Annotated in this window: 20 protein-coding genes and 2 pseudogenes; 4 read left to right on the forward strand and 18 right to left on the reverse strand. The window is 71.3% G+C overall.

Features of this window, described 5'->3' with window-relative positions; genetic code table 11:
* Nucleotides 1-2: 2 nt before the first annotated feature.
* The 9 genes from LUTJ29_RS0106155 to LUTJ29_RS0106195 form a co-directional block, all read right to left on the reverse strand.
* Nucleotides 3-3212 carry a discoidin domain-containing protein gene (locus tag LUTJ29_RS0106155; protein WP_156911547.1) on the reverse strand — a complete coding sequence of 1070 codons (3210 nt, stop codon included), beginning with the start codon at nt 3210-3212 and terminating at the stop codon, nt 3-5.
* Nucleotides 3213-3295: 83 nt separating this feature from the next.
* Complete coding sequence (locus tag LUTJ29_RS0106160; protein ID WP_027071768.1) at nt 3296-4132, reverse strand: carbohydrate ABC transporter permease; 837 nt, start codon at nt 4130-4132, stop codon at nt 3296-3298.
* On the reverse strand, nt 4129-5007 hold the full coding sequence (locus LUTJ29_RS0106165; RefSeq protein WP_027071769.1) for a sugar ABC transporter permease: 879 nt from the start codon (nt 5005-5007) through the stop codon (nt 4129-4131). Before LUTJ29_RS0106165 ends, LUTJ29_RS0106160 begins: the two co-directional genes overlap by 4 nt.
* Nucleotides 4997-6235, reverse strand: coding sequence for a sugar ABC transporter substrate-binding protein (locus tag LUTJ29_RS0106170; RefSeq protein ID WP_232221165.1), 1239 nt, complete (start codon nt 6233-6235; stop codon nt 4997-4999). Before LUTJ29_RS0106170 ends, LUTJ29_RS0106165 begins: the two co-directional genes overlap by 11 nt.
* 139 nt (nt 6236-6374) lie before the next feature.
* Nucleotides 6375-8027, reverse strand: coding sequence for a glucoamylase family protein (locus LUTJ29_RS0106175; RefSeq protein ID WP_027071771.1), 1653 nt, complete (start codon nt 8025-8027; stop codon nt 6375-6377).
* 68 nt (nt 8028-8095) lie between these two features.
* Nucleotides 8096-11029 carry a TonB-dependent receptor gene (locus LUTJ29_RS0106180; protein ID WP_043740634.1) on the reverse strand — a complete coding sequence of 978 codons (2934 nt, stop codon included), beginning with the start codon at nt 11027-11029 and terminating at the stop codon, nt 8096-8098.
* Nucleotides 11030-11133: 104 nt separating this feature from the next.
* Nucleotides 11134-12144, reverse strand: a complete 1011-nt coding sequence (locus tag LUTJ29_RS0106185) for a LacI family DNA-binding transcriptional regulator (RefSeq protein ID WP_027071773.1) — start codon at nt 12142-12144, stop codon at nt 11134-11136.
* Nucleotides 12145-12178: 34 nt separating this feature from the next.
* Nucleotides 12179-14452, reverse strand: coding sequence for a glycoside hydrolase family 3 N-terminal domain-containing protein (locus LUTJ29_RS16410; RefSeq protein WP_043740636.1), 2274 nt, complete (start codon nt 14450-14452; stop codon nt 12179-12181).
* 583 nt (nt 14453-15035) lie between these two features.
* Complete coding sequence (locus LUTJ29_RS0106195) at nt 15036-15335, reverse strand: YciI family protein (protein WP_027071774.1); 300 nt, start codon at nt 15333-15335, stop codon at nt 15036-15038.
* A gap of 345 nt (nt 15336-15680) precedes the next feature.
* On the opposite strand from LUTJ29_RS0106195, the gene LUTJ29_RS0106200 reads away from it, so the two are divergent.
* From LUTJ29_RS0106200 to rluB, 3 genes and pseudogenes are all read left to right on the forward strand, one after another.
* The gene (locus tag LUTJ29_RS0106200) at nt 15681-16580 is read left to right on the forward strand and encodes a ScpA family protein (protein WP_027071775.1); all 900 of its coding nucleotides are present in this window, start codon (nt 15681-15683) and stop codon (nt 16578-16580) included.
* A 58-nt stretch (nt 16581-16638) separates the two neighbouring features.
* Nucleotides 16639-17184 (forward strand): annotated as a pseudogene (gene scpB / locus LUTJ29_RS18975) (SMC-Scp complex subunit ScpB); the annotation flags it as partial.
* A gap of 364 nt (nt 17185-17548) precedes the next feature.
* A pseudogene (rluB, locus tag LUTJ29_RS16420) lies at nt 17549-18871 on the forward strand (23S rRNA pseudouridine(2605) synthase RluB); the annotation flags it as partial.
* A 213-nt stretch (nt 18872-19084) separates the two neighbouring features.
* On the opposite strand, the gene lolD reads toward rluB, so the two are convergent.
* From lolD to LUTJ29_RS19155, 9 genes are all read right to left on the reverse strand, one after another.
* Nucleotides 19085-19816: a lipoprotein-releasing ABC transporter ATP-binding protein LolD gene (gene lolD, locus LUTJ29_RS0106215; RefSeq protein WP_232221159.1), complete on the reverse strand. Its 732-nt coding sequence runs from the start codon at nt 19814-19816 to the stop codon at nt 19085-19087.
* Nucleotides 19809-21062: a lipoprotein-releasing ABC transporter permease subunit gene (locus LUTJ29_RS0106220; protein WP_027071777.1), complete on the reverse strand. Its 1254-nt coding sequence runs from the start codon at nt 21060-21062 to the stop codon at nt 19809-19811. The genes lolD and LUTJ29_RS0106220 overlap by 8 nt, the downstream gene beginning before the upstream one ends.
* A 124-nt stretch (nt 21063-21186) precedes the next feature.
* Nucleotides 21187-21663: a hypothetical protein gene (locus LUTJ29_RS16425; RefSeq protein ID WP_232221160.1), complete on the reverse strand. Its 477-nt coding sequence runs from the start codon at nt 21661-21663 to the stop codon at nt 21187-21189.
* Nucleotides 21608-21868, reverse strand: a complete 261-nt coding sequence (locus LUTJ29_RS0106230) for a succinate dehydrogenase assembly factor 2 (protein ID WP_027071778.1) — start codon at nt 21866-21868, stop codon at nt 21608-21610. Before LUTJ29_RS0106230 ends, LUTJ29_RS16425 begins: the two co-directional genes overlap by 56 nt.
* Before the next feature lie 100 nt (nt 21869-21968).
* Nucleotides 21969-22754, reverse strand: coding sequence for a succinate dehydrogenase iron-sulfur subunit (locus tag LUTJ29_RS0106235; protein ID WP_027071779.1), 786 nt, complete (start codon nt 22752-22754; stop codon nt 21969-21971).
* A 17-nt stretch (nt 22755-22771) separates the two neighbouring features.
* Entirely contained in the window at nt 22772-24562 is a 1791-nt protein-coding gene (gene sdhA / locus LUTJ29_RS0106240; protein ID WP_027071780.1) for a succinate dehydrogenase flavoprotein subunit, read from the reverse strand.
* Nucleotides 24563-24569: 7 nt separating this feature from the next.
* On the reverse strand, nt 24570-24980 hold the full coding sequence (gene sdhD / locus LUTJ29_RS0106245) for a succinate dehydrogenase, hydrophobic membrane anchor protein (RefSeq protein WP_232221161.1): 411 nt from the start codon (nt 24978-24980) through the stop codon (nt 24570-24572).
* Nucleotides 24977-25372 carry a succinate dehydrogenase, cytochrome b556 subunit gene (sdhC, locus tag LUTJ29_RS0106250; protein ID WP_027071782.1) on the reverse strand — a complete coding sequence of 132 codons (396 nt, stop codon included), beginning with the start codon at nt 25370-25372 and terminating at the stop codon, nt 24977-24979. The genes sdhD and sdhC overlap by 4 nt, the downstream gene beginning before the upstream one ends.
* Before the next feature lie 76 nt (nt 25373-25448).
* Nucleotides 25449-25775 carry a DUF1674 domain-containing protein gene (locus LUTJ29_RS19155; RefSeq protein ID WP_342778989.1) on the reverse strand — a complete coding sequence of 109 codons (327 nt, stop codon included), beginning with the start codon at nt 25773-25775 and terminating at the stop codon, nt 25449-25451.
* Between LUTJ29_RS19155 and LUTJ29_RS0106255 the strand changes: the two genes are divergently transcribed.
* On the forward strand, nt 25666-26532 hold the full coding sequence (locus LUTJ29_RS0106255) for a folate-binding protein YgfZ (RefSeq protein ID WP_027071783.1): 867 nt from the start codon (nt 25666-25668) through the stop codon (nt 26530-26532). The genes LUTJ29_RS19155 and LUTJ29_RS0106255 overlap by 110 nt on opposite strands.
* Nucleotides 26533-26536: the final 4 nt, after the last annotated feature.

The following is a 26536-nucleotide window of genomic DNA, read 5'->3' on the forward strand; positions in this document are numbered from 1 at the left end:
CGTCAGGGCAGCGCGACCTCCACCCGCGCCGGCAGCGCGCGGATCCGCAGCTCGCCGTCTTCCCATTCCGCCGGCGCGCCATTGACGGTGGTGGCGCCGGGTGCGCCGTCCAGCGGCCAGGGCAGCACCATCCCGCCTGCGGGCAGGTGCAGGCCGGTGTCATCGACCTCCAGCACCAGCACGCCGTCCACGCGCTTGAGGCGGTAGGACAGCGGCCCCGCCGGCGTGCGCAGGCCGGCGATGCCGACGCCCTCTCCCTCCAGCCACTCGGCGGGTACGCCGGCGGCCAGCACCAGGCTGTCGTCGTGTTCGCGCGCGTAGGCGAACATGTCCAGGGTCGAGCGCACGAAATCCGACGCGACCCAGGCGTGCGGCAGGTCGCCGACGAAGAACGGCGCTCGCGGCGTGCGCGACACCACCTCCGCCCACTGGTTCCAGGCACGGGGCGTGCGGTGGGCGAAGAACCAGTCGAACGCCTCCCTTGCCCGGCCGCGCCAGCCCAGGCGCACGAATGCGCCGACGTTGCGCCACTCGTAGGGCGTGTAGTCCTTCCATTCCATGCGACCGTCGCGGCGCGCGGTGAAGTGGCGCCAGTAGCGTTCGAAGGTGCCGTGCAGCAGCTCGCGCGGCAGCCGGGCCTGCTCGCCGCCCGGCGCGAGCGCGATGGCGGTCGAGGTCGGGTCGAAGTCGCCGAGCTCGGCCGCGCCCGGCAGGTAGTCGATGCCGTGCCGGCGCGTGGCCGCGCGCAGCGAGTCGAGCAGGTCGGCCTGGAAGCGGTCGCGCGCCTCGGCCATGCGCTTCGCATCCTCCTCGCGGCCCAGCGCCCGGGCCACCTCGACCGCGTCCTTGTAGCCGCGCAGGGCCCAGAAGTTGTCCCAGTACGAGTGCATCGGCTTGGCCGAATAGCCCTCGTGGCTGATCGAGGCCGGCATCATCCCGTAGAAGGCGCGGTCGCGCCTGCGGTTGGCGGCGGTGCGCTCGGACCGGCTCAACTCCTCCATGTAGCGCCAGGCGGCCTCCACGTGCGGCCACATGCGCTCCAGGAAGGCGTCGTCGCCGGTGTGGCGCCAGTACTCGGCGATGGCGAAGACCAGCTGGCCGTGGCTGTCGTTCTCCGGCACCGGGTCGCTGCCGCGGTCGTCCACGCAGCAGGGCACCTTGCCACTGTCGAACTGGTAGGGCGCGTACCACTCCAGGTAATCGCGCACCGCGTCGGCATGGCCCAGGCGCAGCAGCCCTTCCGAGATCATGGCCCCGTCGCGGATCCAGCTGCGCGCGTACGAACGCGTGCCGGGTTGCAGCCGCGGGCCGACGCGCGAGACGAGCATGTGCGCCAGGGCGGTGCGCAGCGCGTCGGCGACGGGGCGCCCCTGCGGCGGCAGCGTGAGCGTGATCCGGTCGAGCCGCGACCGCCATGCGGCGGCGGCCTCCTCCTGCAGCTCGGACGCGTCCCACCAGCGGCGGGCCAGCGCGCCGGTGCCGGTGAGAGGCACCATCACCTCGATCGTGCGCGTCTCCCACGGCGCCAGCCGCATCCGGTACAGCAACGCGCCGGACGCCAGCCCCTCGGGATCGACCACCGAGGTCGCGGCCGGCCGCGTGCCCGCCGCCAGGTGCGAGGCGGCCATCCCGCCGTCGAAGCTGCTCGCGAACGCCCCGCCGGGCAGCTGCTTGGCGAAGACGCGCGGGCGCCCGTCCACCGACACGGTGCCGCCCTCGATCGACAGCGAGCGGATCGGGCTCACCCCGCCACGGGTGTTGAGGAACTGTGCCGGCGGATTGACCTGGAATGGCTGCACCGCCAGCGCCAGCGTGTACTCGCGGGCCTTGCCGCCGGGATTGGCCAGGCGGTAGCGCGCGACCAGCTGCGATTCGCGCGGATCGCCGTGGGCGAAGGCCGTGACGTCCAGCTCCAGGTCCGCCCGCCGCCAGTGCACGGTCGGGATCGGCAGGTAGCCGTCCTGCAGCGACTGGGTCGTGGCCACGTCGGCCCAGGTCGCGAGCGCGCCGTCCACCAGCACGAACGGCTCGATGCTGAAGCCGCCGCGCGCGACCTCCAGCGCGCCGTCCTCGCCCAGCAGGCCCTGCTGCAGGCCGCCGTCCACGCCCAGCACCGTCCAGTAGGGCTGCTCGCCGTGGAAACCGCGCGGGAAACGGCCGCGCGGCGACTGCGCTGCGATCGAGCCGATGAAGTCGTTCGGCGTGGCCGCGAATGCGAGCGGCTGCACCTGCACCTCGGCCAGGGCGAAGCGCCGGGTCGGACCCTCGACCAGGTCCAGGGCCACGTACCGCGCCTCCGACTCGGGCAGCGCGATCCAGTCGTCGCCGCCGTTGCCGTCCCGGACGGTGCGCACCTCCTGCCAGCCGCTGCCGTCCTGCGACAGGCTCACGTGGTAGCGCGAGGCATGGTCCCCGCCCTCCCAGCGCAGGCGCAGCCCCCCGAACTCGCGCGACCTGCCCAGGTCCAGCACCAGCCGCTGCGGCAGCACGCCCTGCTCCGCGCGCCACGCCGTGGCCATCAGGCCATCCACGGCAAGCGCCGCCTCGCCCGAGGTCGCCAGCGCGCTCGCGTGCAAGGGGCTGTCGTCGTCCGGCGGCAGCGCTTCCAGAACCAGCTGGTCGAAGCAGACGCTGCCGCGACCGCCCACCCGGCTGGCGATGGTGAACTCGAGCCTGGCGGCCTCGCGCAGCACCGGGTCGGGATCCGGGCCCCAGGCCTTCGAGACGTGGCGCCGGCGGTAGCGCACCTCCGCCCACTGCCGCGGGAAATCATGGCGGGGCCGGTCGACCCACCACACGTTGTCGCCGCTGGCGTCGATCAGCTTGAACTGCAGGTCGTTGCCGGGCGAGTCGCCGCGAAGCTGGAAGGAGAACCGGTAGTTGCCGGGCAGCACCAGCGGCAGGTCGCGCTGGATCCCGGCGTAGCCCGACACGCCGTTGAAGTCGTAGTCCAGGCACAGCGCCTTGCCGTCCACCCCGTCTGCCACCCGCAGCCCGCCGACCACCTGGTCGGAGGCGACCACGCGCCACGGCGCCGGATCGTCGAAGCCGTCGAGCAACCGCGGCGGCTCGGGCGCGGAAGCATCGGCGGCGGCGCCTTCCCCCCGGGCCAGCGCCGGCGTGGCGAGCAGGCACGCGGCAAGCGCGCAGGCGGCCAGGACGCGGACCGGGCGCGGGAGGCGGAGGCGACGCGGGAAGCGGGAGTCGGTCATCGGCGGATGCGGGTCGTCCTGCTGTCGTGGCCGGGGCCGGAGCGTGGATTGTCGTGATCCTGCGCCGTGGCGCCAGTCCCTCCTCACCCCTTCACGCTCCCCAGCAGCAGGCCGTGGATGTAGTGGCGCTGGAGCAGCAGGAACAGCGCCAGCACCGGCGCCACGGTCACCACCGCACCGGCCATCATCAGTTCCACGTCCATCACATGCTCGCGCGACAGCGAGGCGATGGCCACCGGCAGGGTGTAGTGCTCCTGGCCGGTGAGCACGATCAGCGGCCACATGAAGTCGTTCCACGACGCCATGAAGGTGAACACCGCCAGCGTGGCCAGTACCGGGCGCAGCAGCGGCAGCACGATCCGGAAGAAGATCCGCAGCTCGCCCGCGCCGTCGATCCGCGCCGCCTCGACCAGCTCGTCCGGGATCGAGCGCGCGTACTGGCGTACCAGGAAGATCCCGAACACGCTCGCCATCGCGGGCAGGATCACGCCCCAGTAGCTGTCCACCAGGCCCAGCTGCTTCATCAGCAGGAACAGCGGCAGCATGGCCACCTGCGCCGGCACCACCAGCGCCGCAAGCAGGAGCTGGAACAGCCGCTCGCGGCCGCGGAAGCGCAGCTTGGCGAAGGCGTAGCCGGCCATCGTGTTCACCAGCAGCGACAGGCCGGTGATCGCCGTCGCGACCAGCAGGCTGTTGGCGAAATGGCGCGCCATCCCGGTGCGCGCGAACAGCTCGCGGTAGTTGTCCAGGGTGGGCGCCGAAGGCAGCAGGGGCGGCGGGAACTGCGCGGCCTCCCCGCGCGGCATGAACGAGACCGACAGCATCCACGCCAGCGGCGCCAGGCTCAGCGCCGCCAGCGCCAGCAGCGCCGCGTTGACGCCGGCGGCACGCCAGCGCGTCTCCCCGACCGGCCGGCTCACAGCGCCCCCCTGCGGCGCCCGAAGCGCAGCAACAGCGCGGTCGCGGCCAGGATCACCACGAACAGCACGAAGGCGATGGCCGAGGCGCGCCCCAGGTTCCACCAGCGGAAACCTTCCTCGAACATGTAGTACAGCACGCTGACCGTGCTCTGCAGCGGATCGCCGCGGGTCATCACGTAGGGCTCGGCGAACAGCTGGAAGTAGCCCGACACGGTGATCACGCCCACGACCAGCAGCACCGGCCCCAGCTGCGGCAGGGTGATGTGCAAGAACTGGCGCCAGCGCGAGGCGCCGTCGATGCGCGCGGCCTCGTACAGGTCCCGGGGGATGGCCTGCAGGCCGGCCAGCAGGATCACCATGTTGTAGCCGAAGTTCTTCCAGGCCGCGAACGCGATGATCGTCGGCATCGCCCAGTGCGGGTCGCCGAGCCAGTCCACCGGGGCGATGCCGACATGGCCCAGGGCCCAGTTCACCAGGCCGTAGCTGGTGTGGAACAGGTAGCGCCAGATCACCGCGACCGCAACCACGGTCGTGACCACCGGCGCGAACAGCGCGGTCCGGAACGCCGCGCGCATCCGCGCCAGCGGCGAGTCGAGCAGCAGGGCCGCGGCCAGCGACAGTGCGATCGAGACCGGCACGCCCACCAGCACGAAATAGAACGTGTTGCCCAGCGACTTCCAGAACAGCGGCGTGCGCAGCAGGTCGAGGTAGTTGCCGAGGGCGACGAAGCGCAGGTGGGCGGGATCGGCCAGGGCGTACAGGTCGAAGTCGGTCAGGCTCAGCAGCAGCGCCGCGGCCACCGGCAGGGCGAAGAACACCGCCAGCACCAGCAGCGCCGGGCCCGCGAACACCCACCCGGCCAGCCTAGCGTGCACCGGCCGCCTCCGCGTCGCGCGCGCGCACCCAGCGCCGCTTCTCGAGGATCGCGTCCACGCGCGCGTCCAGTTCGGCCATCGCCGCCTCCTGCGACAGGCCGCCGCGCACCACCCGTTCGGTCACCAGGCGCATCTCGTGCACGATCCGCTCCCACTCCAGCACCTGCGGCGTCGGCCGCACCCGCTCGAGCTGGTCGCGGAACGCATGCGCCAGCGGGTCGCTGGCGAGCGCCGGATGCGACCAGGTGCTGCGGCGCGGCGGCAGGTTGCCGATCATGGCGTGGAAGCGCTGCTGGATGTCGGGCCGCGACAGGAACTCGACCAGCCGCCACGCCTCGTCCTGGTGGCGGGAGCCGCGCGCCAGCACCAGGCTGGTGCCGCCGGCGATGCCGGCGCCGGGGCCGTCCGGCCCGGGGAGCGGCATCGTGCCCCAGGCGCCCTCCATCCCGGGCGGCTCGCGGCGGCGGAACTCGCGGATGTTCCATGGCCCGGACAGGTAGAAGGCGAAACTGCCGCGGAAGAACTCGTCCCACACGTTCGAGATCTGGGTCTCCGACACCGGCGGGGCGAAGCCACGCTCGAACAGGCCGGCGTAGAACGCCAGCGCCCGCGCGAAGCCCGGGCTGCGGAAGTTGCCGCGCCCGTCGTCGTCGCGCAGCAGCGGATCGCCGGCCTGCAGCGCGAACGACAGCTGCGGCTCGAACTCGTTGAGCGGCAGCAGGATCGCATGCTGCCCGGGGCCGGCCTGCCGCACGAGCGCCTCCATCGCCTGCTCCCACTGCGCCCAGGTCCGCGGCGGCTCGCGCACGCCGGCGCGCTCGAGCAGGTCGCGGCGGTAGAACAGCAGCCGGGTATCGACGTACCAGGGCACGCCCACGAGCACGCCGTCGACCACGTTGGTACCCCAGATGCCGGGGAAATAGTCCTCCTCCTCGACGACCGCCGAAGCGTCGACGCGCGCCTGCAGCGGCGCCAGCGCCCCGAGCGTGGCGAATTCCGCGATCCAGGTGTTGCCCAGCTGGCACACGTCCGGCAGCGCGTCCGCGGCCCAGGCGGTGAGCAGCTTCTCGTGCGCCGCGGTCCAGGGGATCTGCTGCAGCTCCACCCGGATGCCCGGATGCTCGCGCTCGAAGTCGCGCAGCAGTTCGGCCACCACTTCCGCCTCGCGGCCCATGGCCCAGAAGCGGATCGTGGTCGTGCCGTCGTCGCGGGCGCAGGCGGCGAGCATGGCCACCAGGATGGCCACGCACGTCGCCGCGAACCCGATTGGCCAGCGCAATCGCATCACTCACGTCCCGTCCCGAATGCGGCATCCCCGGTGGCGCCGGCAATGCGGCGGACCGGGAACCGCCCCATTGTCCCAGACCCTACTGCGGTGGCGGATCCGACGCCCTCGGCTCCGCCGGCGGTTTCTCGTCTTCGTCGTGGACGCGCGACTGGGCGATGCCGATGTCCTCCACCGCGGCGGCCTCGGGATCGGGCTCCCCCGAGGTCGCCGGCTCACCCGGCGGGGCCAGCCAGCCGCCGGTGAACCCCGCGCGCTCGAGCCCGCGCCGGATGTAGGGGTTCTCGCGCATCACCTTCCACACGAACTCGTTGCGGTAGTTGGCGATCATGGTCAGGATCGGGCCCTGGTCGATGCCGATGTAGTCGCTGGCCACCCAGCCGCGGCCGGGGATCAGGCGCCCGGTCTTGAGCGGGATGTCGTAGGTGAAGCTCGGGTTGATCGCGTCGAGGAAGCCGTAGCTCGAATACAGGTACTCGCCGTAGCGTTCGTACAGCTCCTCGGTGGCCGGGATCACGATCTCCGGGGCGAAGGCGATCGAGCCGATCGCCGCGGTCGGCGCGATCGTCCCGTCGTCGAACGCGTCCGACAGCCCAACGCCGCGGGCGCTGTAGTGGCGGAACTCGCGCTGCTCGCCCTTGTACTGCTGGAAGGTGCGCTGCGGACCGTCGCTGGCGGTGAGCCCCCACACGTTCTCGCCGTAGTCCTCCCACTTCATCGGGTTCTCGATGGCGTAGGCGCGCTGGGCGTAGGTGGCGCGGCGGCTGTTCTCGAAGTAGTCGATGCCGCGCATGCGCATGTACTCGTCGCGGATGCCGCGGAAATCGATCCACACGTGCGAGTACTGGTGGCCGAAGTGCGGGCCGAAGCTCAGGTACTCCTGGCCCTGGTACACGCCCCAGTCGCGCTCGTAGGTCTGGGTCCACACCTCCCACGCCTCGGGTTCGACCGGATGGGTCGGCGAGCCGAGGGCGAGGATGTAGACCAGCATCGCCTCGTTGTAGCCCTTCCAGTCGTGCGGAATGAAGCCGCGCTCGGGGTACCAGCCCATCGAGATCAATGGCGGCCGCTGCTGCAGCCACGGCCACTCGACCCGGCGGTAGATCCGGTCGGCGAGCTGGCGGATCTCGACCTCGCGCGGGTCGTCGCCCGTGTAATAGGACTGCGCGAACAGCACCCCCATCAGCAGCAGGCCGGTGTCCACGCTCGACAGTTCGACCCAGGAGTCGTAGCGCTCCCCGGTCTGCATGTCGAGGAAGTGGTAGAAGAACCCCTTGTGTCCGCTGCGGCCGCGGGCCTGCGGTCCCATCTTCGCGTTGGCCAGGAACCGCAGCGTGGTCAGGGTCCGGTCCACCGCCTGGGTCCGGCTGACCCAGCCGTTCTCGATCCCGATCGGGTACGCGGTGAGCGAGAACCCGACCGAGGCGATGCTGGCGAACGGGCGCGACGGAAACCGGTCCGGGGTCAGCCCGTTGACCTCGTTGGTGGTGTCCCAGAAGAACTGGAACGTGCGCCGCTCGATGTCGCGGAACAGCGGCGGCAGTTCGGGCGGACCCGCCGGCTCCTCCAGCGGTGGCTCCGGTTCGGGCTCGACCACCTGCGGGATCGGGCCCGGCCTGGGCGGTTCCATCGTTGGCTGTTCGGGCTCGGGCGCCTGCTGCCGGCACGCGGCCAGCAGCAGGAGCAAGCCCGCGAGCGCGAGCGCCCGGCTCCAGGACCTCCGCTCAACCTGCATCTCGCCCCTTCCCGTGCGGCGCCCGTCCCTGCCTGGCCAGGATCAGCCGTTCCTGCACGCCCTGCCCCTCACCAGTCGATCCCGAACGACAGCTTGAACTGCCGCGTGGGCAGGTGCTGGCTGCTCGGGCGTCCCCAGTTCGGGTCGCGCTCGCCCGGCGCGCCGTACCAGTCGTTGAAGTCCGCGTAGTTGACCCAGTTGAACACGTTCAGCAGGTCGGCGCGGACGCGGAACCGGATCTGGTCGGACGGCGTCCATTCCTTGGCCGCGGCGATGTCGAACTGCTTGAAGCCGATGGTGCCCTCCGGGATGAACCAGTCGAAGAAGCAGTTGTCGAAGTCGGGCGCGTCGTAGCAGTTGATGCCGTAGTCGGGCGTGTGCGAGGCCAGGGTCAGCTTGGCCGACAGCGTGATCCCGTAAGGCGCGTCGTAGATGCCGGTGGCCACCAGCCGGTGCTTGGGCGCGTAGCGCGCCGGGAACCAGCCGAACCCGTCGATCGTCGGGTAGTCGAACGCACCCGGCCAGCCGGTGATGTTGCTGTTCTGCTCGCCGTCGGTGAACGTGTAGGCGACCGTTGCGCCCCAGCCGGACGCGCTGGTGTAGGGCTTCTCGGCCTTCACCAGCACCGAGTTCGACCTGGTCTCGAGCGCGTTGTTGATCAGCGCCAGGGTGCCGAAGGGCGCGAAGTTCATGCCCCATGGCGGGCCCCAGGTCGTGCCCGGCGCGAAGAACAGGCCACCGTCGCGGCGGTTGCCGAGGAACGCCGCCACGCCGTCCTTGCTGCGGATGTGCGACAGCGTGAACTCGGTATTCCAGTCGCCGAACGTGTTGCGGATGCCGAGGCTGAACTGGTCGGAGTACGGCACGCGCAGGTTGTTGTGGTTGAGGTAAACCTCGCGCCCGGTGCCGTCGGACGCGGCCACTCCGCGCAGGACTTCGGGGTCGAGGTACGCCGGATCCCATTCCAGGCAGTTGGCGGTCTCGCACGGATGCGCGGGCGTGGCAAACTCGTACGTGAACTGCGGGAACGAGGCCTTGGTCACCTCGTTCTGCAGGTAGTCGAACAGGTTGCGGTCGTAGGAACGGCCCGCGCCGCCGAACAGCACGTGGCGCTGGTCGCCGCTCAGGTCGTACGAGAAGCCCAGGCGCGGCGCCCAGTTGTTGCGGTCGGGCCTGCGGTTGTTGCCGGTGCTGATGTAGTCGTAGATGTTGATGCCCGAGGCGGGGTTGTTGATCGCCTCGGAGCCTTCCAGCGCCGCCACCACCTCGGCAGGCGTGACGTAGTCCTCGTGGCTCGGGGTCTCCTCGTAGTCCCAGCGCACGCCCAGGTTCAGCTGCAGCCGGTCGGTGACGTCCCAGTCGTCCTGGATGTAGATGCCGAACTGGCGGTTGCGCGAGACCACGCTGCCGTCCCCGACGCCGGCCAGCGGCGCGCCGAACTGCACCAGGAACGGCGCCGTGGTGCTCTCGTTGATGTCGTAGTAGAACTGCGGGTTGTGGAAGTTGCGCTCCTGCGCCCGCACCTCCACCGCCTTGTACTTGATGCCCATCTTCACGGTGTGGTCGAGCCAGCCGGTGAAGGTCAGGTCGTCCTGGAACGACCAGCCTTCCTGGCCCTTGTCCTGGAAGTTGGGGCTGCCGCCGCCGCGGAAGATCACGTCGTTGCGACCTCCGTCCACCAGCACGTAGCCGGGCTCCATCGTCGTCGGGCGCGGGCTCCAGAACGCCTCCTCGTAGGTGACGTGGGCGTCGTTGAGCCAGTCGCCGCGGGTGAACTGGTAGCGCAGGTCGACGCGGGTTTCCTCGTTGACGTTGTCGACGCCCGCGATCAGCGGCGTCTGCCCGCCGACGCCGGCCACGTCGCTTTCCTCGCGGCGCTTGAACGTCAGTTCGAACAGGTGGTCCTCGCCGACCAGCCAGTCGACCTTGCCGAAGTACAGGTCCTCCTTGAACGGCGAACTCAGCGATCCGGTCCCGTAGGCCTCGCGCAGCGCCGGCGGCAGGTCAGACGGGCTGAAGCCGCGCCCGATCTCCAGCGTGCGCGGGGTGCTGATCTCCTTGGCCTCGTATGCGATGAAGAAGTGCGCGACGTCGCGGATGATCGGACCGCCGAAGGACACGCCGTACTGTTCCTGCGACGACTCCTCCTTGGCCCCGGCGCGCTCCTCGAACTCGGTGGCCTTGCGCCAGTCGGTGCTGGTCCGGTCCCAGAAGAAGCTGCCCTCGAACTCGTTGGTGCCCGAACGCGTGGCTGCCACGATCGCGGCGCTGCTGATCTGGTCGAACTCGGCCTTGTAGTTCTGGGTGATGACCTTGTACTCGCCGATCGCCGACTGCGGGAACGGGTTGCCGCGGCTCGAGTCCTGGCCGGTGACGCCACCCGGCAGGGTGTAGTTCTTCTGCCCCACGCCGTCGATGTAGACGTTGATCCCCGACGCGGTCTGGGCGCCGGAGCGCAGGCGGGTGTTGCCGTTGGGTTCGGTGGTGAACACCATGCCGGGCACGGTGTCGGCGAACGCCAGGAAGTTGCGCGAGTTCTGCGGCAGCGCTTCGATCTGGCGGTTGGACACGTAGGTGGCGATCTCCGAGGTCTTGGTCTCGGTGAGCCGGGCGGCGGTGACGCGCACCGCGTCGAGCGTGGTGGCGTCGCCACCGTCCACGACCGGCGTGGCGGCGTCGACCAGGTCCACCGTGGCGGTCTGGCCGACGGCCAGGACCACCGAACGGGAACTGGCCTGCCCGTCCACCACCACGTCGATGCGGTAGGTGCCCGGCGGCAGGCCGGTCACCGCGTAGTTGCCTTCCGCCGAGCGCGCGGTGCGGGTCAGTCCGGTGTCGACGTTGGTGACGGTGACGGTCGCGCCGCTGTCGACCTTGCCGCGCAGGGTGGCGCCCGTGGACTGGGCGATCGCGGGGGCCGAGAGCAGCATGCAGCCGGCCAGCGCGCAACTGAGCAGGCTGCGTTCGAGCCTGCGGGACGCGATACGGGACTTGCGGTTCATCGTGTGGCCCCTCCCAGGGCTGTCCTCTTGTCGTTGAAACGGGGAATGGCGCGTGGGCACCTTCTTCTTCGACTCCAGCAGCGGTCGGCGGGATGCGGCACGCCTCACCCCGTGTCCGGGACCGCCCCGCAGGACGCGCGCACCACCAGCCGCGGCTGCAGCAGCCGCGGCCCGACGTCCTCGCCCCCTGCTTCCGTTCCTGCCTCGAGCAGGCGCCGGATCGCGAGCGCGCCCAACTCGGCGATCTCGACCCGCATCGTCGTGAGCGGCGGGTGTACGTAACGCGAAAGCGGGATGTCGTCGAACCCGGCCAGGGCGACGTCCGCGGGCACCCGGACCCCGCCCTGGCCCAAGGCGAACAGGCAGCCCAGGGCCATCATGTCGTTGGCGGCGAACACCGCCTCGGGGAGCGGCCCCTCCGCCAGCAGCCGCTGCCCGGCGCGGTGGCCGGATGCCTCGCCGAAGTCGCCCTCCAGCACCCGGGGCTCCACGCCGGGAGCGCCTTCGGCCATGGCATCGCGATAGCCGCGCAGGCGTTCGGCGGCGTCGAAGTTGTCCTCGGGCCCGGCGATGAAGGCGATGCGGCGGCGCCCGGTCGCAAGCAGGTGCCGCACCATCGCCATCGCGCCGCCATGGTTGTCGACCCCGACGGCAGGCCGGCCCTCCACGGCCACCGCGGGGTTCATCAGCACCACCGGCAGCGGCGGGAGTTCGGCCGACAGATCCTCGGACCCGATCAGGAACGGCGACATCAGCAGCAGGCCGTCGACGCGCCCGCGCATGGTGCGCAGCGCGGCGCCCTGCTCGCCCGGGTTGCCGTGGTAGCTCGACACCAGCAGGTGCAGCCCGCGCTCGCGAGCGACGTGGTCGATGCCGCGCATGAGCTCGGAGAAGAACTCGCCGTACAGGTCCGGCAGCACCACGCCGATGGTCTGGGTCCGGCGGCTGCTGAGGCTGCGCGCGGCATGGTGCGGGCTGTAGCGCAGCCGCGCGGCCACGTCGAACACGCGCTGGCGCACGTCATCGGCCACGTTCGGATGGCCGTTGAGCGCGCGCGACACGGTCGCCACCGACACGTTGGCCTGGCGCGCGACATCCTTGATCGTGACGCTCACGGCCGGACTCCTTCCACCGGTTGCGTGACGGCGCTCATCGCCCCACCACCTCGAACCTCGCCGACCGTTCCGCCGCCGAGCTGCCGCCGGCGAACACCGTGAACGTCCCCGGCTCGACCACGCGCCGCATGTCCGCGCCGTACAGCGCCAGGTCCTCGAACCCGAGGGTGAACTCGACCTCGCGCGATTCGCCCGGCTGCAGCTCCACGCGCTGGAAACCGCGCAGCTCACGCACCGGCCGGGTGACGCTGGCGACGTCGTCGCGCAGGTACAGCTGCACCACCTCGGTGCCGGCGCGCGGACCGGTGTTGGCCACCCGCACCCGCACCACCTGGCGCAGGTCGTCGAGCGGCACGCGTGCGCGCTCCACCGTCGGCGCGCCGTATTCGAACGTCGTGTAGCCCAACCCGTGCCCGAACGGATACAGCGGCGTCCAGTGCACGTCGATGTACTTGCTGGTGTACTTGTCGTCCTGCGACGGCGGACGGCCGGTGTTGCGGCGCGCGTGGTAGATCGGCACCTGGCCGACGTTGCGCGGCACGGTCACCGGCAGCTTGCCCGACGGCGCGACGTCGCCGAACAGCACGTCGACCAGCGCGTTGCCGCCCTCCACCCCGGGGAACCACGCCTCCAGGATCGAGGCCACCTTGCCCTGCAGCGCGCCGGTAGACAGCGGCCGGCCGTTGAGCAGCACCACGACCACCGGCTTGCCCGTCGCCGCGACCGCCAGCGCCAGCTGCTCCTGCACGCCCGGCAGGTCGAGCGAGGTGCGGTTGTTGGCCTCGGCGCTCATTTCCGGATGCTCGCCCAGGAACATCAGCACCGCGTCGGCCTGGCGTGCGGCGCGCACGGCCTCCTCGAAGCCCGAGGTGTCGTCGCCGTCGACCTGCGCCCCCTTGGCCACCAGCAGCCTGGTGCGCGGCCCGATGCGCTCGCGCAGCGCCGCCAGCGGCGTGACCGCGTCCTCGGGCCGGCCGATGCCGACCCAGTTGCCGAGCATCGCCCAGGGCTCGTCGGCGAGCGGGCCAATGACCGCCAGCGTGCCGATGTCCTTCGACAGCGGCAGCACCGCGCCCTCGTTTTCCAGCAGCACCATGGACTTCTGCGCCATGCGCCGCGCCGCGGCGCGGTGTTCCGGCGCCAGCGTCAGCGCCTGCTGGCGGCCTGCGTCGCGGCAGTAGCGGTACGGATCCTCGAACAGGCCGAGCCGGTACTTGGCGTTGAGCACGCGTCGCACGGCGGCGTCGACCTCGGCCATGGGCACCCGCCCCGCCTCGACCGCGGCCGGCAGGTCCTTCACGTAGATCGCGCTGACCATGTCCACGTCCACGCCCGCGTGCAGCCCGCGACGCCCGGCCTCCTCGCGGTCGGCGGCGATGCCGTGCGGCATCAGCTCCATCACCCCGGTGTAGTCGCTCACCAGCAGCCCGTCCCAGCCCCACTGCCCGCGCAGCAGGTCCTGGATCAGGCCGCGATGGGCATGCATCGGGATGCCGCCGATCTCGTTGAAGCTGGCCATCACCGACTGCGCACCGGCGTCGACCGCGGCCTTGAACGGCGGCAGGTAGACCTCGTGCAGGGTGCGCTCGGAGATGTCGGCGACGTCGTAATCGCGCCCGCCCTCGGCCGCGCCGTAGGCGACGAAGTGCTTGGCGGTCGCGAGCAGGGTGTCGGGTGCGGCCAGGTCGTCGCCCTGGAAACCGCGTACCCGCGCGGCCGCCAGCACCGAACCCAGGTACGGATCCTCGCCCGAGCCTTCCACGATCCGCCCCCAGCGCGGGTCGCGGGCGATGTCGACCATCGGCGCATAGGTCCAGTGCACCCCATGCGCCGTGGCCTCCACCGCCGCGACCCGCGCGGCGTTGCGCACTTCCTCCGGGTCGAAGCTCGACGCCTCGCCCAGCGGCACGGGAAAGACGGTCCGCATCCCGTGGATCACGTCGTAGGCGAACAGCAGCGGGATTCCGAGCCGCGATTCCTCGACCGCGATCTTCTGCAGGCGGCAGGTCAGCTCCGCCCCCTGCGTCCCCAGCCAGGACCCGATCTGGCCCTGGCGCACCTGCTCCTCGCTGCCCGCCATTGCCGCCGGGCCGGTGTTGTTGCCCACGCCGGGCGGCTGGTTGAGCTGCCCCAGCTTCTCGGCCAGGGTCATCCGCGCCAGCAGCGCATCGACGAAGGCCCGTTCAGCCTCCTCATCCCCGGCCGAGGTGAACGGCCGGGCGGGCGCCGCCGTGACGGGCATCCCCAGCACGACCGCCAGGGCGGCGGTGAACAGGGGCAAGAGGAACCTGGGAGCGGAATACGACATGCGGCGTCCGGGGCTTGGGGGGGCGGGACGGCCGGAATGTAAACGTTTTCATCCCGTGATGCATGGCACGTTGCAACATTTTCTTAGCATCGCGGGACCTGGGCCGGCCCGCCCGCAACCGCCTCGCTCCCGATGGCGCGGCTCGCCACCCGCCAGTTCGCGTCCGAAGTCCCGGCCCGTGCCCCGGACGGGGCACCACACCGACAGCCGACGATCCGGAGCCGAGTCCCGCTGCTGCCGGCAGGCCTGCGCAGCGAACTCAAGGAGGCGGCTTCCGCCCAACGGAAGCCGGGGGACATTCGCGGAGCAGGCCTGACGGTGGCGGCGGGGCCCTTCCGATCGCCGGTCCGCGTCCGAATTGCCGGCCCCCCAAGCCCCGGACGCGGCACCACGTCCGACAGCCGACAACCCGGCGCCGCGCCCCGTCGCGGCCGGCAGGCCTGCGCAGCGAACTCAAGGAGGAGGCTTCCGCCCAGGGCGGAAGCCGGGGGACATTCGCGGAGCAGGCCTGACGGTGGCGGCGGGGCCGTCCCGGCGCGACGGGACCTCCGAAGTCCCGTGCCCTGTGCCCCAGGCCCTCAACTCAGGGCAATACCCGCCGGAACGGCCGCACCTCGACCCGTTCGTACACCCCCGACTCGACGTACGGATCGGCCTCGGCCCAGGCCCGCGCCTCCTCCAGCGACCCGAACTCGGCCACCACCAGGCTGCCGCTGAACCCCGCCGGCCCCGGATCTTCCGCATCGATCGCAGGGCACGGGCCGGCCAGCAGCAGCCGCCCCGCGTCGCGCAATGCCACCAGCCGCTGCAGGTGCCGCTCGCGCGCCGCCATCCTGCCCTCGAGCCCCTGCGCCCCGTCGTATCCCTCGATCACGTACCACATGCCCGGGCTCCGCCTGATGACCCCGGCCATTCTAGGAGAACGCCGCCGCTGGACAGCCCGCCGGGCAGCGCTTACCCTAGGGTCCAAGTTCCGCAGCCGATCGCCGCTCCCGTCGCAAGCAGGACGCAGAGTCGCGGCCCATCGGCCAGACCCGACGAACCCCCAGCAGTCTTCTGCCGGCATTGCGGCATGGCCTGCACGTGGCGTCCGGTCGCAAGACGCTTTGCCAGCCAGTGCGTTGCTCAGGATCCGCGCGAGCCCGCGCGCGTCCCCTGTCCGCGCAGCCCGCGTCCGCAGCGCGGAACGAACGACCAGCCAGGCGGCCCGGAGGGGGCCGAACCGCGAATGAGCCAACCCGCCCAGGACACCGCCGCGACGGCGCCATCCCATCCCCAGCAGCAGGAAATGCCGCTGGCGGTGGTGCACGGCCAGCCGGTGCTGCAGATCCCCCAGGACCTGTACATCCCGCCGGATGCGCTGGAGGTGATCCTCGAGGCGTTCGAGGGCCCGCTCGACCTGCTGCTGTACCTGATCCGGCGCCAGAACCTCGACATCCTCGACATCCCGGTGGCCGAGATCACCCGCCAGTACGTCGACTACATCAGCGTGATGCAGGAGCTGCGCTTCGAGCTGGCGGCCGAGTACCTGGTGATGGCCGCGATCCTGGCCGAGATCAAGTCGCGCATGCTGCTGCCCCGCCCGCCCAGCGAAGAGGGCGAGGAAGAGGATCCGCGCGCCGACCTGGTCCGCCGCCTGCAGGAGTACGAGCGCTTCAAGCAGGCCGCCGAGGACCTCGACGCCCTGCCCCGCATGGAGCGCGACACCTCGCCGGTCTCGGTCTACGTCCCCGACCGGGCCGCGGTCAAGCTGCCGCCGCCGGTGGAACTGCGCGAGATGCTGCTGGCCCTGCACGACGTGCTCAAGCGTGCCGAACTGCTGACCAGCCACGCGATCCGCCGCGACGCCCTGAGCGTGCGCCAGCGCATGGGCGAACTGCTGACCCGGCTCGGCGACGGCGCCTTCCACCGCTTCGAGACCCTGTTCGAGCCCGGCGAAGGCCGCCTCGGCGTGGTGGTGACCTTCCTGTCGATCCTCGAGCTGGCCAAGGAGCGCCTGCTCGACATCGTGCAGGAGGCCCCGCTGGCGCCGATCTACCTCAAGTCGCTGGCCGGCCAGCGCCCGGCCGACGAACCGCTGGAATTCTCCAGCGAGTTCGACGACCCGCCCGCCGACGCCACCGAGTGACGCGTTCCACGCGCCGGCCGCCGCGCCGCGCCGACATCCATCCCGCCAGACAAGACGCATGGATCAACAACTCATCAACCGCATCGTCGAGGCCGCGCTGCTGGCGTCCAGCCAGCCGCTGACCGTGGCCCAGCTCGGTGGCCTGTTCCCGCTCGACGAGCCCGCGCCCGAGGGCAGCATCCAGGCCGCGCTCGAGGCGCTGCAGGCCGACTGCGAGGGACGCGGCATCGAACTGGTCGAAGTCGCCTCCGGCTGGCGCTACCAGGTCAAGGCCGACGTGCATCCCTGGGTGGCGCGGCTGTGGACCGAACGCCAGACGAAGTACACCCGCGCCACACTCGAGACCCTGGCCCTGATCGCCTACCGCCAGCCGATCACCCGCGGCGAGATCGAGCAGGTGCGTGGCGTGGCCACCAGCAGCAACATCATCAAGGCGCTGGAGGAACGCGAATGGGTCCGCGTCGTCGGCCACCGCGACGTGCCCGGACGCCCGGAACTGCTCGGCACGACCAAGGCCTTCCTCGACTACTTCGGCCTCAAGCGCCTGGACGAGCTGCCGCCGCTGTCCGAGCTCAAGGACTTCGCCGAACTCGAGCCGGAACTGGAATTCGACGGTGCGCGCGCCGTGGGCGGGATCGCGACCGGCGACGGCGACGACGCGGCGAACGATACTGCCGACGCCGCCAACGACGGGCAGGACGGGCAACCGGCCGGGGACGGCCTGGACGGCGCGACGCCCGGCACGGACGGGATCCTCACGGAGGCATCAGCCGGGACCGGCGAGGATGGCTCCATCGACACCGCGGCCGGCGACGACGCCGAAGCCGCAGACGCGGTCGATTCCGCCGGGAGCGACGGGGACGCACCCGCCCCGGCGACCGATGACGACCACACCCCCGCCGGCGGCGATCCCGCCGCCGGCCAGCACGACGCCCCCGCCGACGATGGCGATGGCACCCGGAGCGAACATGAGTGAGCAACACCCCACCGCCAGCCGCAAGCTGACGCTCAAGCGCCGCGAAGACAAGGCGGCCGAGACCCCGCGCCTGGAAGAGCGCCTCCACAAGGTGCTCGCGCAGGCGGGCCTGGGCTCGCGCCGCGCGCTCGAGCAGCGCATCGCCGACGGCCTGGTCAAGGTCAACGGCGAGGTCGCCCAGGTCGGCATGTCGGTCAAGGGCGGCGACCGGATCGAGATCGACGGCCGCCAGTTCGTGGCCAGCGCCCTGACCGAGCCGGCCCGTGTGCTGATCTACAACAAGCCCGAGGGCGAGGTGACCACGCGCGAGGATCCGGAAGGCCGCCCGACCATCTTCGATTCGCTGCCCGCGCTCAAGGGCGCGCGCTGGATCGCGATCGGCCGCCTCGACATCAACACCACCGGCCTGCTGCTGCTCACCACCGACGGCGAGATGGCCAACGCGATGATGCATCCCTCGCTCGAGGTCGAGCGCGAGTACGTGTGCCGCGTGCGCGCCCCCGAGGGCGAGGACAGCGTGTCGGAGAAGATCATCGACCGCCTGCGCCGCGGCGTGGCGCTCGAGGACGGCCCGGCGAAGTTCGACGAGATCCGCCGCATCGGCGGCACCGATTCGAACGAATGGTTCCAGGTGCTGCTCAAGGAAGGCCGGAACCGCGAGGTGCGCCGGCTGTGGGAGTCGCAGGGCTGCCAGGTCAGTCGTCTCAAGCGCATCCGCTACGGCCAGGTGTCGTTGCCGCAGACCCTGCTGCGCGGGCAGTCGATGGAACTGCCGGCCGCCCAGGTCGAGGAGCTGCGCAAGTCGCTCAAGCTCGAGGAAGGCCCGCCGCCCGCGCTCACGCTGCTGCCGGTGATCGGCCAGCGCAAGGCCGCCAAGTCGACCCTGCACATCGCCGGCGACCGCCGCCCGCAGGGCTACGTCAACGGCCACAACATCGCCGACGAAGGGCGCGAACTGCGCCGCTTCGACCACGTGCGCGAAGACCGCCGCGGCCGCGGCGGCAAGAAGGCGCAGGGCGGGCTGACGGTGAGCGGCGAGCAGGCCGCCAAGCAGTCGCAGAAGCCGCTCAAGCAGCGCAAGGCCAAGGGGCCCAAGCCCCTGCCCGACGGCAACCCGGCCGCGTTCCGCACCTGGTACGTGCCCGAGGGCGTGGACACCGGGCCGAGCGGGCATCGCAACGCCGACGGCCGCAACCCGCGCAAGGGTGGTCCGGCCAAGAAGCGCGGCAAGGGCGGCGGCCAGGGTCGCGCCGCGGCGCATCCCTACGGGCATCCGGGCAACGCGCCCGTGTTCCCGTCCGACCACGCCGCGCCATCCCACCATCCGGGCCCGGCGCGCCCCCGCGGCCCGCGTCCGAAGGGTCCGCGTCCGGGCGGCAATCGCGGCAATCGCGGCAATCGCGGCGGCAACCGCTAGCCGTCAATCAGGGTCGAGCCGCCGGGCACGCGCCCGGCCGCCGCCCGGTCCATCCACCAAGGCACCACGGCAGGGGCCTGGCGCGGTGGCGATTCGGCCGCCCGCGGCCGGCTAGAGTTCGGTGCGCGCCACTTCGCGCAGCTTGCCTTCGTGCAGTTCGACCACGCGGTCGAGCCTGGCCGCCAGGCGGCGGTCGTGGGTCACCAGCACCAGGCTGGTGTGCTGGGCGCGGTTGAGTTCGAGCATCAGCTCGAACACGTTCGCCGCGGTGCGCTCGTCGAGGTTGCCGGTGGGTTCGTCGCCGAGCACGCAGGCCGGCCGGTTCACCAGCGCGCGCGCCACCGCGGCGCGCTGGCGCTCCCCGCCCGACAGCTCGCCCGGCTTGTGCCCGAGCCGGTGCCCCAGGCCCACCGATTCGAGCAACGCGCGCGCCCGCCCGTCGGCTTCCGCCACGCCCCTGCCGGCCAGCAGCACCGGCAGCATCACGTTCTCCAGCGCGGTGAACTCCGGCAGCAAGTGGTGGAACTGGTACACGAAGCCGAGCGCGCGGTTGCGCAGCTGGCCGCGCGCGGCATCGGACAGGTCGCTCATCTTCTCGCCGCACACGTACACCTCGCCCGCGGTCGGCGTGTCGAGGCCGCCCAGCAGGTGCAGCAGGGTGCTCTTGCCCGCGCCCGAGGCGCCCAGGATCGCGACGGTCTCGCCGGTGTTGACGTGGAAATCCAGCCCGTCGAACACCGGCGTGCGCAGCTTGCCCTCGGCGTAGGTCTTGCCCAGGCCTTCGGCGCGGACGACGACCTCCGTGCCCCGTTCCGCCATGCCCTGCTCCCCTGCCCTACTCATAGCGCAGCGCCTCCGCCGGTGCGGTCCGCGCCGCGCGCCAGGCCGGGTAGATGGTGGCCAGGAACGCCAGCACCAGCGCGACCACGGCGATCACCACTACGTCGCCCACCTGCAGGTCGATCGGCAGGCCGGTCACGTAGTACACGTCCTCGGGCATCAGCACCACGTCGAAGACGCGCTCGATCGCCCGCAGGATGTGTTCGAGGTTGAAGGTCAGCAGCAGCCCGCCGACCACGCCCAGCACGGTGCCGATCACGCCGATCAGGGTGCCCTGGACCACGAACACCGCCATCACCCCGCGCGGGGTCAGGCCGAGCGTGCGCAGGATCGCGATGTCGGCCAGCTTGTCGGTCACCAGCATCACCTGCGAGTTGAGCAGCGAGAACGCGCCCATCAGGATGATCAGCGACAGCAGGATCCCGATCATCGTCTTCTCGAGCTTGAGCGCGCGGAACATGTTCGCGTTCTCCATGCTCCAGTCACTGACCATGTAGTAGCCGCGCCCCTCGCGCTCGAGTTCCAGCGCCAGGTCGCGCGCCACTTCCCATGCCTTGTCCATGTCGTGCAGTTTCAGGCGAACGCCGGTGACGCCGTCGCCCATGCGCATCACCCGCTGCGCGTCGGCCATGTGGACCACGGCCAGGCGGCGGTCGAACTCCTGGTAGCCGGCCTCGAAGATCCCGCTCACGGTGAAGCGCTTGAGCTGCGGCACCGCGCCCATGGGCGTGACCTGGAAGTCGGTGGTGACGATGATCCGGTCGCCCACGCGCACCCCCAGCCACTGCGCGAGTTCCTTGCCGAGCACGATGTTGAAGGCGCCGGGCTGGAGGTCGGCCAGGCTGCCCTGCGCCATCCACGCCCCCAGCTCGGACACGCCGGACTCGGCCTCGGGCAGCACGCCGCGGATGGCCGCGGGCTCCTGCCGCGGCCCGCGCAACAGGGCCTGGGCATCGATGTAGGGTGCGGCGCCGGTCACGCGCGCATCGCGCCGGGCCACTTCGACCGCGTGCTCCCAGCCGGTCATGGCCTCGCCGTGGGCGCTGACCGTGGCGTGCGCGACCATGCCGAGCATGCGGTCCTTGATCTCGCGCTGGAACCCGCTCATCACCGCGAGCGTGGTGATCAGCACCATCACCCCGATCGCGATGCCGAGGATGGAGGCCAGGGACACGAAGGAAATGAAGCCGTTGCGGCGCTTGGCACGCAGGTAGCGCAGGCCGATGGCGACGGGGACGGGCCGGAACATGCGGGCGCGCGCTCAGCCTGCCCCGATCCGGCGCGCGCCGGAACCCGGCCACGACGGGGTGGCCATGCACGGGAGCGGGGGCGCGGAACTCTGCATGGGGAAATGGGTGGCTGGGCTTGGCCGGCTATGGTGCCATCGATGCGTGCCGCCGCGCAGCAGGCACCGGCGGAGCGGCCAGTCGCAGTTCACGTCGCCGCGCCGGCGGCAGGGTGTCGGGCCACCAGGTGGCGTGCCGGCGGCGCCCGTCGCCTTGCTTCCATGCGGCGAACGCCAGCGGGCCGCGCCACTGGAGCCGGAAGTCCGCGACCGGCGCCCCGTCGACCAGCACCGGTCCGTCGCCGCCACGCAGTACCAGCTCGAAGCTGGGCCGGGCACGCTCGCGCCGGACCAGCACGGCGCCGTGCACCAGGGCCGCCAATGCCGCTGGCCAGGCCAACGGGCGCGGAGCCTCGGAGGCCAGGAGGGCGAACGCCGCGAGCCCGGCCAGCGCCGCCAGCGCGGCCTGCAGCCAGCGCGAGGGGCGCCATTCCAGGCGGCAGCGGGGATCAGCCCGGCGGAAGCTCGCGCATGCGCTGGACGAGCGCGTCGAGCTCGGCGTCATCGGCGGCCTCGTAGCCCATGAACCAGCGCCAGAGCCTATCGTCCTCGCAGTCCAGCAGGCGTAGGAAAACCCTGCGCTCGGCGTCGGTGGCCGTTGGCCAGGCGCGATCGAGCCAGCGTTCGAACAGCTGGTCGAGCTCGCGCATGCCGCGCCGGCAGCGCCAGCGCAGGCGTCGCAGTTCGGCCTGGTCGTCGGAAGCGATCATCGCGGGACGGTGCGTGCAGCCCCGGAGGCGGTGCCTCCGGGTCGCGACCGCGGCGCGAGGCGCGTCGCGGATCGCATGGGGCTTGCGCGAGGTTCCCCGCTCAGCCGTGCCGCGCCAGCATCAGCTGCTTGAGCTCGCCGATCGCCTTGGCCGGGTTCAGGCCCTTGGGACAGGTCCGCGTGCAGTTCATGATGGTGTGGCAGCGGTACAGCTTGAACGGATCCTCGAGGTCGTCCAGGCGCGCGCCGGTGTCCTCGTCGCGGCTGTCGACCACCCAGCGGTAGGCCTGGAGCAGGATCGCGGGGCCGAGGTAGCGCTCGCCGTTCCACCAGTAGCTCGGGCACGCGGTGCTGCAGCACGCGCACAGGATGCACTCGTACAGGCCGTCGAGCTTGTCGCGGTCGGCCGGCGACTGCAGCCGCTCGCGGTCCGGCGGCGGCGCGCTCTGGGTGCGCAGCCAGGGGCGGATCGAGGCGTACTGCGCGTAGAAGTGGGTCAGGTCGGGCACCAGGTCCTTGACCACGCTCATGTGCGGCAGCGGGTAGACCGGCACCACGTCCTGCCTGCAGTCCTCGATCGCGCGCGTGCAGGCCAGGGTGTTGGTCCCGTCGATGTTCATCGCGCACGAACCGCAGATGCCCTCGCGGCAGGAACGGCGGAAGGTCAGCGTGGGGTCGATCTCGTTCTTGATCTTGATCAGCGCGTCCAGGACCATCGGACCGCACTTGTCGAGGTCGACCTCGTAGGTGTCGGTGCGCGGGTTCTGGCCGTCGTCCGGGTTCCAGCGGTACACCTTGAAGGTGCGCACGCGCGTCGCCCCGGCGGGCGCCTTGAAGTGGCGGCCCTTGCCGACCTTCGAGTTCTTCGGGAGCGTGAATTCAGCCATGGTCGGTCCGTGGTCTCTCAGTACACCCGCGCGACGGGCGGCACGACCTCGACTTCGTCGTCGAGCGTGTACATGTGGACGGGGCGGTAGTCGATGCGCGTGTTGCCCGCCTCGTCCAGCCAGCACAGCGTGTGCTTCTGCCAGTTGCCATCGTCGCGGTCCGGGAAGTCCTCGCGCGCATGCGCGCCGCGCGACTCCTTGCGGTTCTCGGCCGACACGATGGTGACCAGGGCCTGGCCCAGCAGGTTCTGCAGTTCCAGGGTCTCGACCAGGTCGGAGTTCCACACCAGCGAACGGTCGCTGACCCGCACGTCGGCGAACGACTCGCGGATCTCGCGGATCTGGCGCACGCCCTCTTCCAGCGTCTCCTGGGTACGGAACACCGCCGCGTGCGACTGCATCGAACGCTGCATGCGGTCGCGGATGACCGCGGTCGGCGTGTCGCCGCTGGCGTTGCGCAGGCGGTCGAGGTTGGACAGGGACTTGTCGAGCGCGTCGCCGGCCAGGCGCTTGTGCGGCTGGCCGGGGCGGATCGTCTCGGCGCAGCGGTTGGCCACCGCGCGCCCGAACACCACCAGGTCGAGCAGCGAGTTCGAGCCCAGGCGGTTGGCGCCGTGCACCGACACGCAGGCCGCCTCGCCGATGGCGTACAGGCCCGGGACGACCGCGTCCGGGTTGCCGTCCTTCAGCTGCACCACCTCGCCGTGGTAGTTGGTCGGGATGCCGCCCATGTTGTAGTGCACGGTCGGGATCACCGGGATCGGCTGCCTGGTCACGTCCACGCCGGCGAAGATGCGCGCGCTCTCGGCGATGCCCGGCAGCTTCTTGTGGATGTCGGCCGGGTCGAGGTGGGTCAGGTCGAGGTGGATGTGGTCCTTGTGCTCGCCGACGCCGCGGCCCTCGCGGATCTCGATCGTCATCGAGCGGCTGACCACGTCGCGCGAGGCGAGGTCCTTGGCGTTGGGCGCGTAGCGCTCCATGAAGCGCTCGCCATTGCTGTTGCGCAGGATCCCGCCCTCGCCGCGCACGCCCTCGGTGATCAGGCAGCCGGCGCCGTAGATGCCGGTCGGGTGGAACTGCACGAACTCCATGTCCTGCAGGCCCAGGCCCGCGCGCAGCGCCATGCCGCCGCCGTCGCCGGTGCAGGTATGGGCCGAGGTCGCGGAGAAGTAGGCGCGGCCGTAGCCGCCGGTCGCCAGCACCACGCCGTGGGCGCGGAACAGGTGCAGGGTGCCCTCGGCCATGTCGAGCGCGAGCACGCCGCGGCACACGCCCTCCTCGTCCATGATCAGGTCGAGCGCGAAGTACTCGATGTAGAACTCGGCCTGGTGCGCCAGCGACTGCTGGTAGAGCGTGTGCAGGATCGCGTGGCCGGTGCGGTCGGCCGCGGCGCAGGTGCGCTGCGCGGTGCCCTTGCCGTAGTGGGTGGTCATGCCGCCGAACGGGCGCTGGTAGATCTTGCCCTCGGCGGTGCGCGAGAACGGCACGCCCTGGTGCTCGAGCTCGATGATCGCGGGGATCGCCTCGCGGCACATGTACTGGATGGCGTCCTGGTCGCCCAGCCAGTCGGACCCCTTGATGGTGTCGTAGAAGTGGAAGCGCCAGTCGTCCTCGCCCATGTTGCCCAGCGCGGCGGAGATGCCGCCCTGCGCCGCGACGGTGTGCGAGCGGGTCGGGAAGACCTTGGTGATGCAGGCGGTCTTGAGGCCCTTCTGGGCGAGGCCGAAGGTCGCGCGCAGGCCGGCGCCGCCGGCCCCCACGACGATCATGTCGTACTTGTGTTCGGTGATCGGATAGGCGGACGTCATCGCGGGCTCACGAGGCAAAGGCGATGCGGGCGATCGCATACAGCGAGGCGATGGCGCCCAGCCCGCAGAGGAAGTGGTTGAGGAAGTGCGCGGTGATCTCGAGCCAGCGCTGGTGCACGTAGTCCTCGATCACGATCTGCAGGCCGAGCTTGGCGTGCCAGAACATCGTCACCAGGAACACGGCGAAGATGATGGTGTTCCACGGTCGCGCGATGATCGCGCGCGCGGTCTCCAGGTCGGCGCCGACCAGCGACACCAGGGTGGCGACGAACCAGATCGCCAGCGGTGCCAGCACCACCGCGGTCACCCGCTGGTACCAGAAGTGGCTGGTGCCGGACTTGCCCGAGCCGAGCCCGCGCGCGCGCTTGAGCGGCGTGCGGAACGGCATCGCGCGGGAAGTTTCGGGGCCGCCGCTCATGCTGCGCTCCTCATGCCGAAGAACCAGATCAGCGCTGTGATCAGCGTGCCGAGCACGAACACCGCGTAGCCGCTGGCGTACACCTTCGGCAGCTCGAAGCCCCAGCCCATGTCCCAGAGCAGGTGGCGGATGCCGTTGAGCAGGTGATAGACCAGCGCCAGGGTGAAGCCGAACAGGAAGGCCAGGCCGAGCGGCGAGGCCCACTGGCGCGAGGCGAATTCGTAGGCCTCGCCGCCGATGGCGATCGACATCAGCCACCACACCAGGGAAATCCCGCCCAGCGCCAGCGCCACCCCGGTGATGCGGTGGAGGATGGACATGAAGGACGTGAGCTGGAACCGGTACGTCTGCCCGAGCATGAAGGGCGACAGTGGGCGTTCGCGGTTGGCCATTGCTGGCTGGTCTCCTCGCTGGCGGCGCGAGCCGCGTGGCTGGATCTTGCGGGCCAGGCGCGGGCCCGCGGTGGGGTCAGAAATCGATGCAGCGACCGTTCTTTTCCCAGTCTCCGTACCGGGTTGGATCCGGCCCGTCGCGGCCGCCGTATTCGACCGGCTTCCGCTCGCCGGCATCGTCGGCGGGCACGGCATCCGCGGCGTCCCGGGGCTTCCCCTCGGTGACCGGTCCGGAACGCTGATCGCCTAAGATGTCACCGTCTTTCACGCACGCAAGTTTAAGCCTCCGTTCAATGTCCGACAAGACAAGCGGTTCCGGATCCACCTGTTTCGCGCTTCCCGGCTGGTCGGCGGTGACGCTGCGCGGCGAGCAGGCGACCGCGTTCGCCCAGGCCCAGTTCATGGGCGACCTGTCGGACCTGGCGCCGGGCCGCTGGCAGTGGAACGGCTGGCTGACGCCCAAGGGCCGGCTGGTGGCGCTGTTCGCGCTGCTGGCGCTGGACGGGCGCGACCTGGCGTTGCTGCTGCCCGACGCCGACCCGGAAGCGTTCGTGGCCGCCCTCACCCGCTTCCGGTTCCGGACCCGGGTCGAGATCGCGCACGAGGGCGGGTGGTCGTTCGCCGGGCGGTTCTCCGCGCCGGAGGCCGCCCGCGGCGCCGCAGCCTCGGGTTCGGTGGACGGTGGCGGCCTGGAACTGGACTTCGGCGGCGACGGCGGCCCGCGAACCCTGCGCATCGCGGCCTCGCCCGTCCCGGCCGACGAAGCGCAGGCGGCGCGCTGGCGGCGCGAGGACCTCGCGCACGGCCTGCCGCGGCTCGCGCCTGGCCAGGCGGAACAGTGGACGCCGCAGCAGCTGTCGCTGGAGCGGCTTCGGGCCTTCAGCGTGCACAAGGGCTGCTACCCGGGCCAGGAGATCGTGGCCCGCACCCATTTCCTCGGCCAGGCCAAGCGCGGCCTGGTGCGGCTGGCCGGCGACCAGATGCTGGCGGTGGCCCCGGTGGCCGCCGTGGATGCGCCGGGGCGCGCGCTCGGGCAGGTGGTCAGCGTGGCCGGCGACCAGGCGCTGGCGGTGATGCCGCTCGATGCCGGCGACGGGCCGTTCCACGTGCAGGGCGTGGCCTGCACGCCCCTGCCCCTGCTCGACGGGCTGGCACGCTGACCCG

The sequence above is a fragment of the Luteimonas sp. J29 genome, assembly GCF_000472505.1.
In the GTDB taxonomy this organism is placed as follows: domain Bacteria; phylum Pseudomonadota; class Gammaproteobacteria; order Xanthomonadales; family Xanthomonadaceae; genus Luteimonas.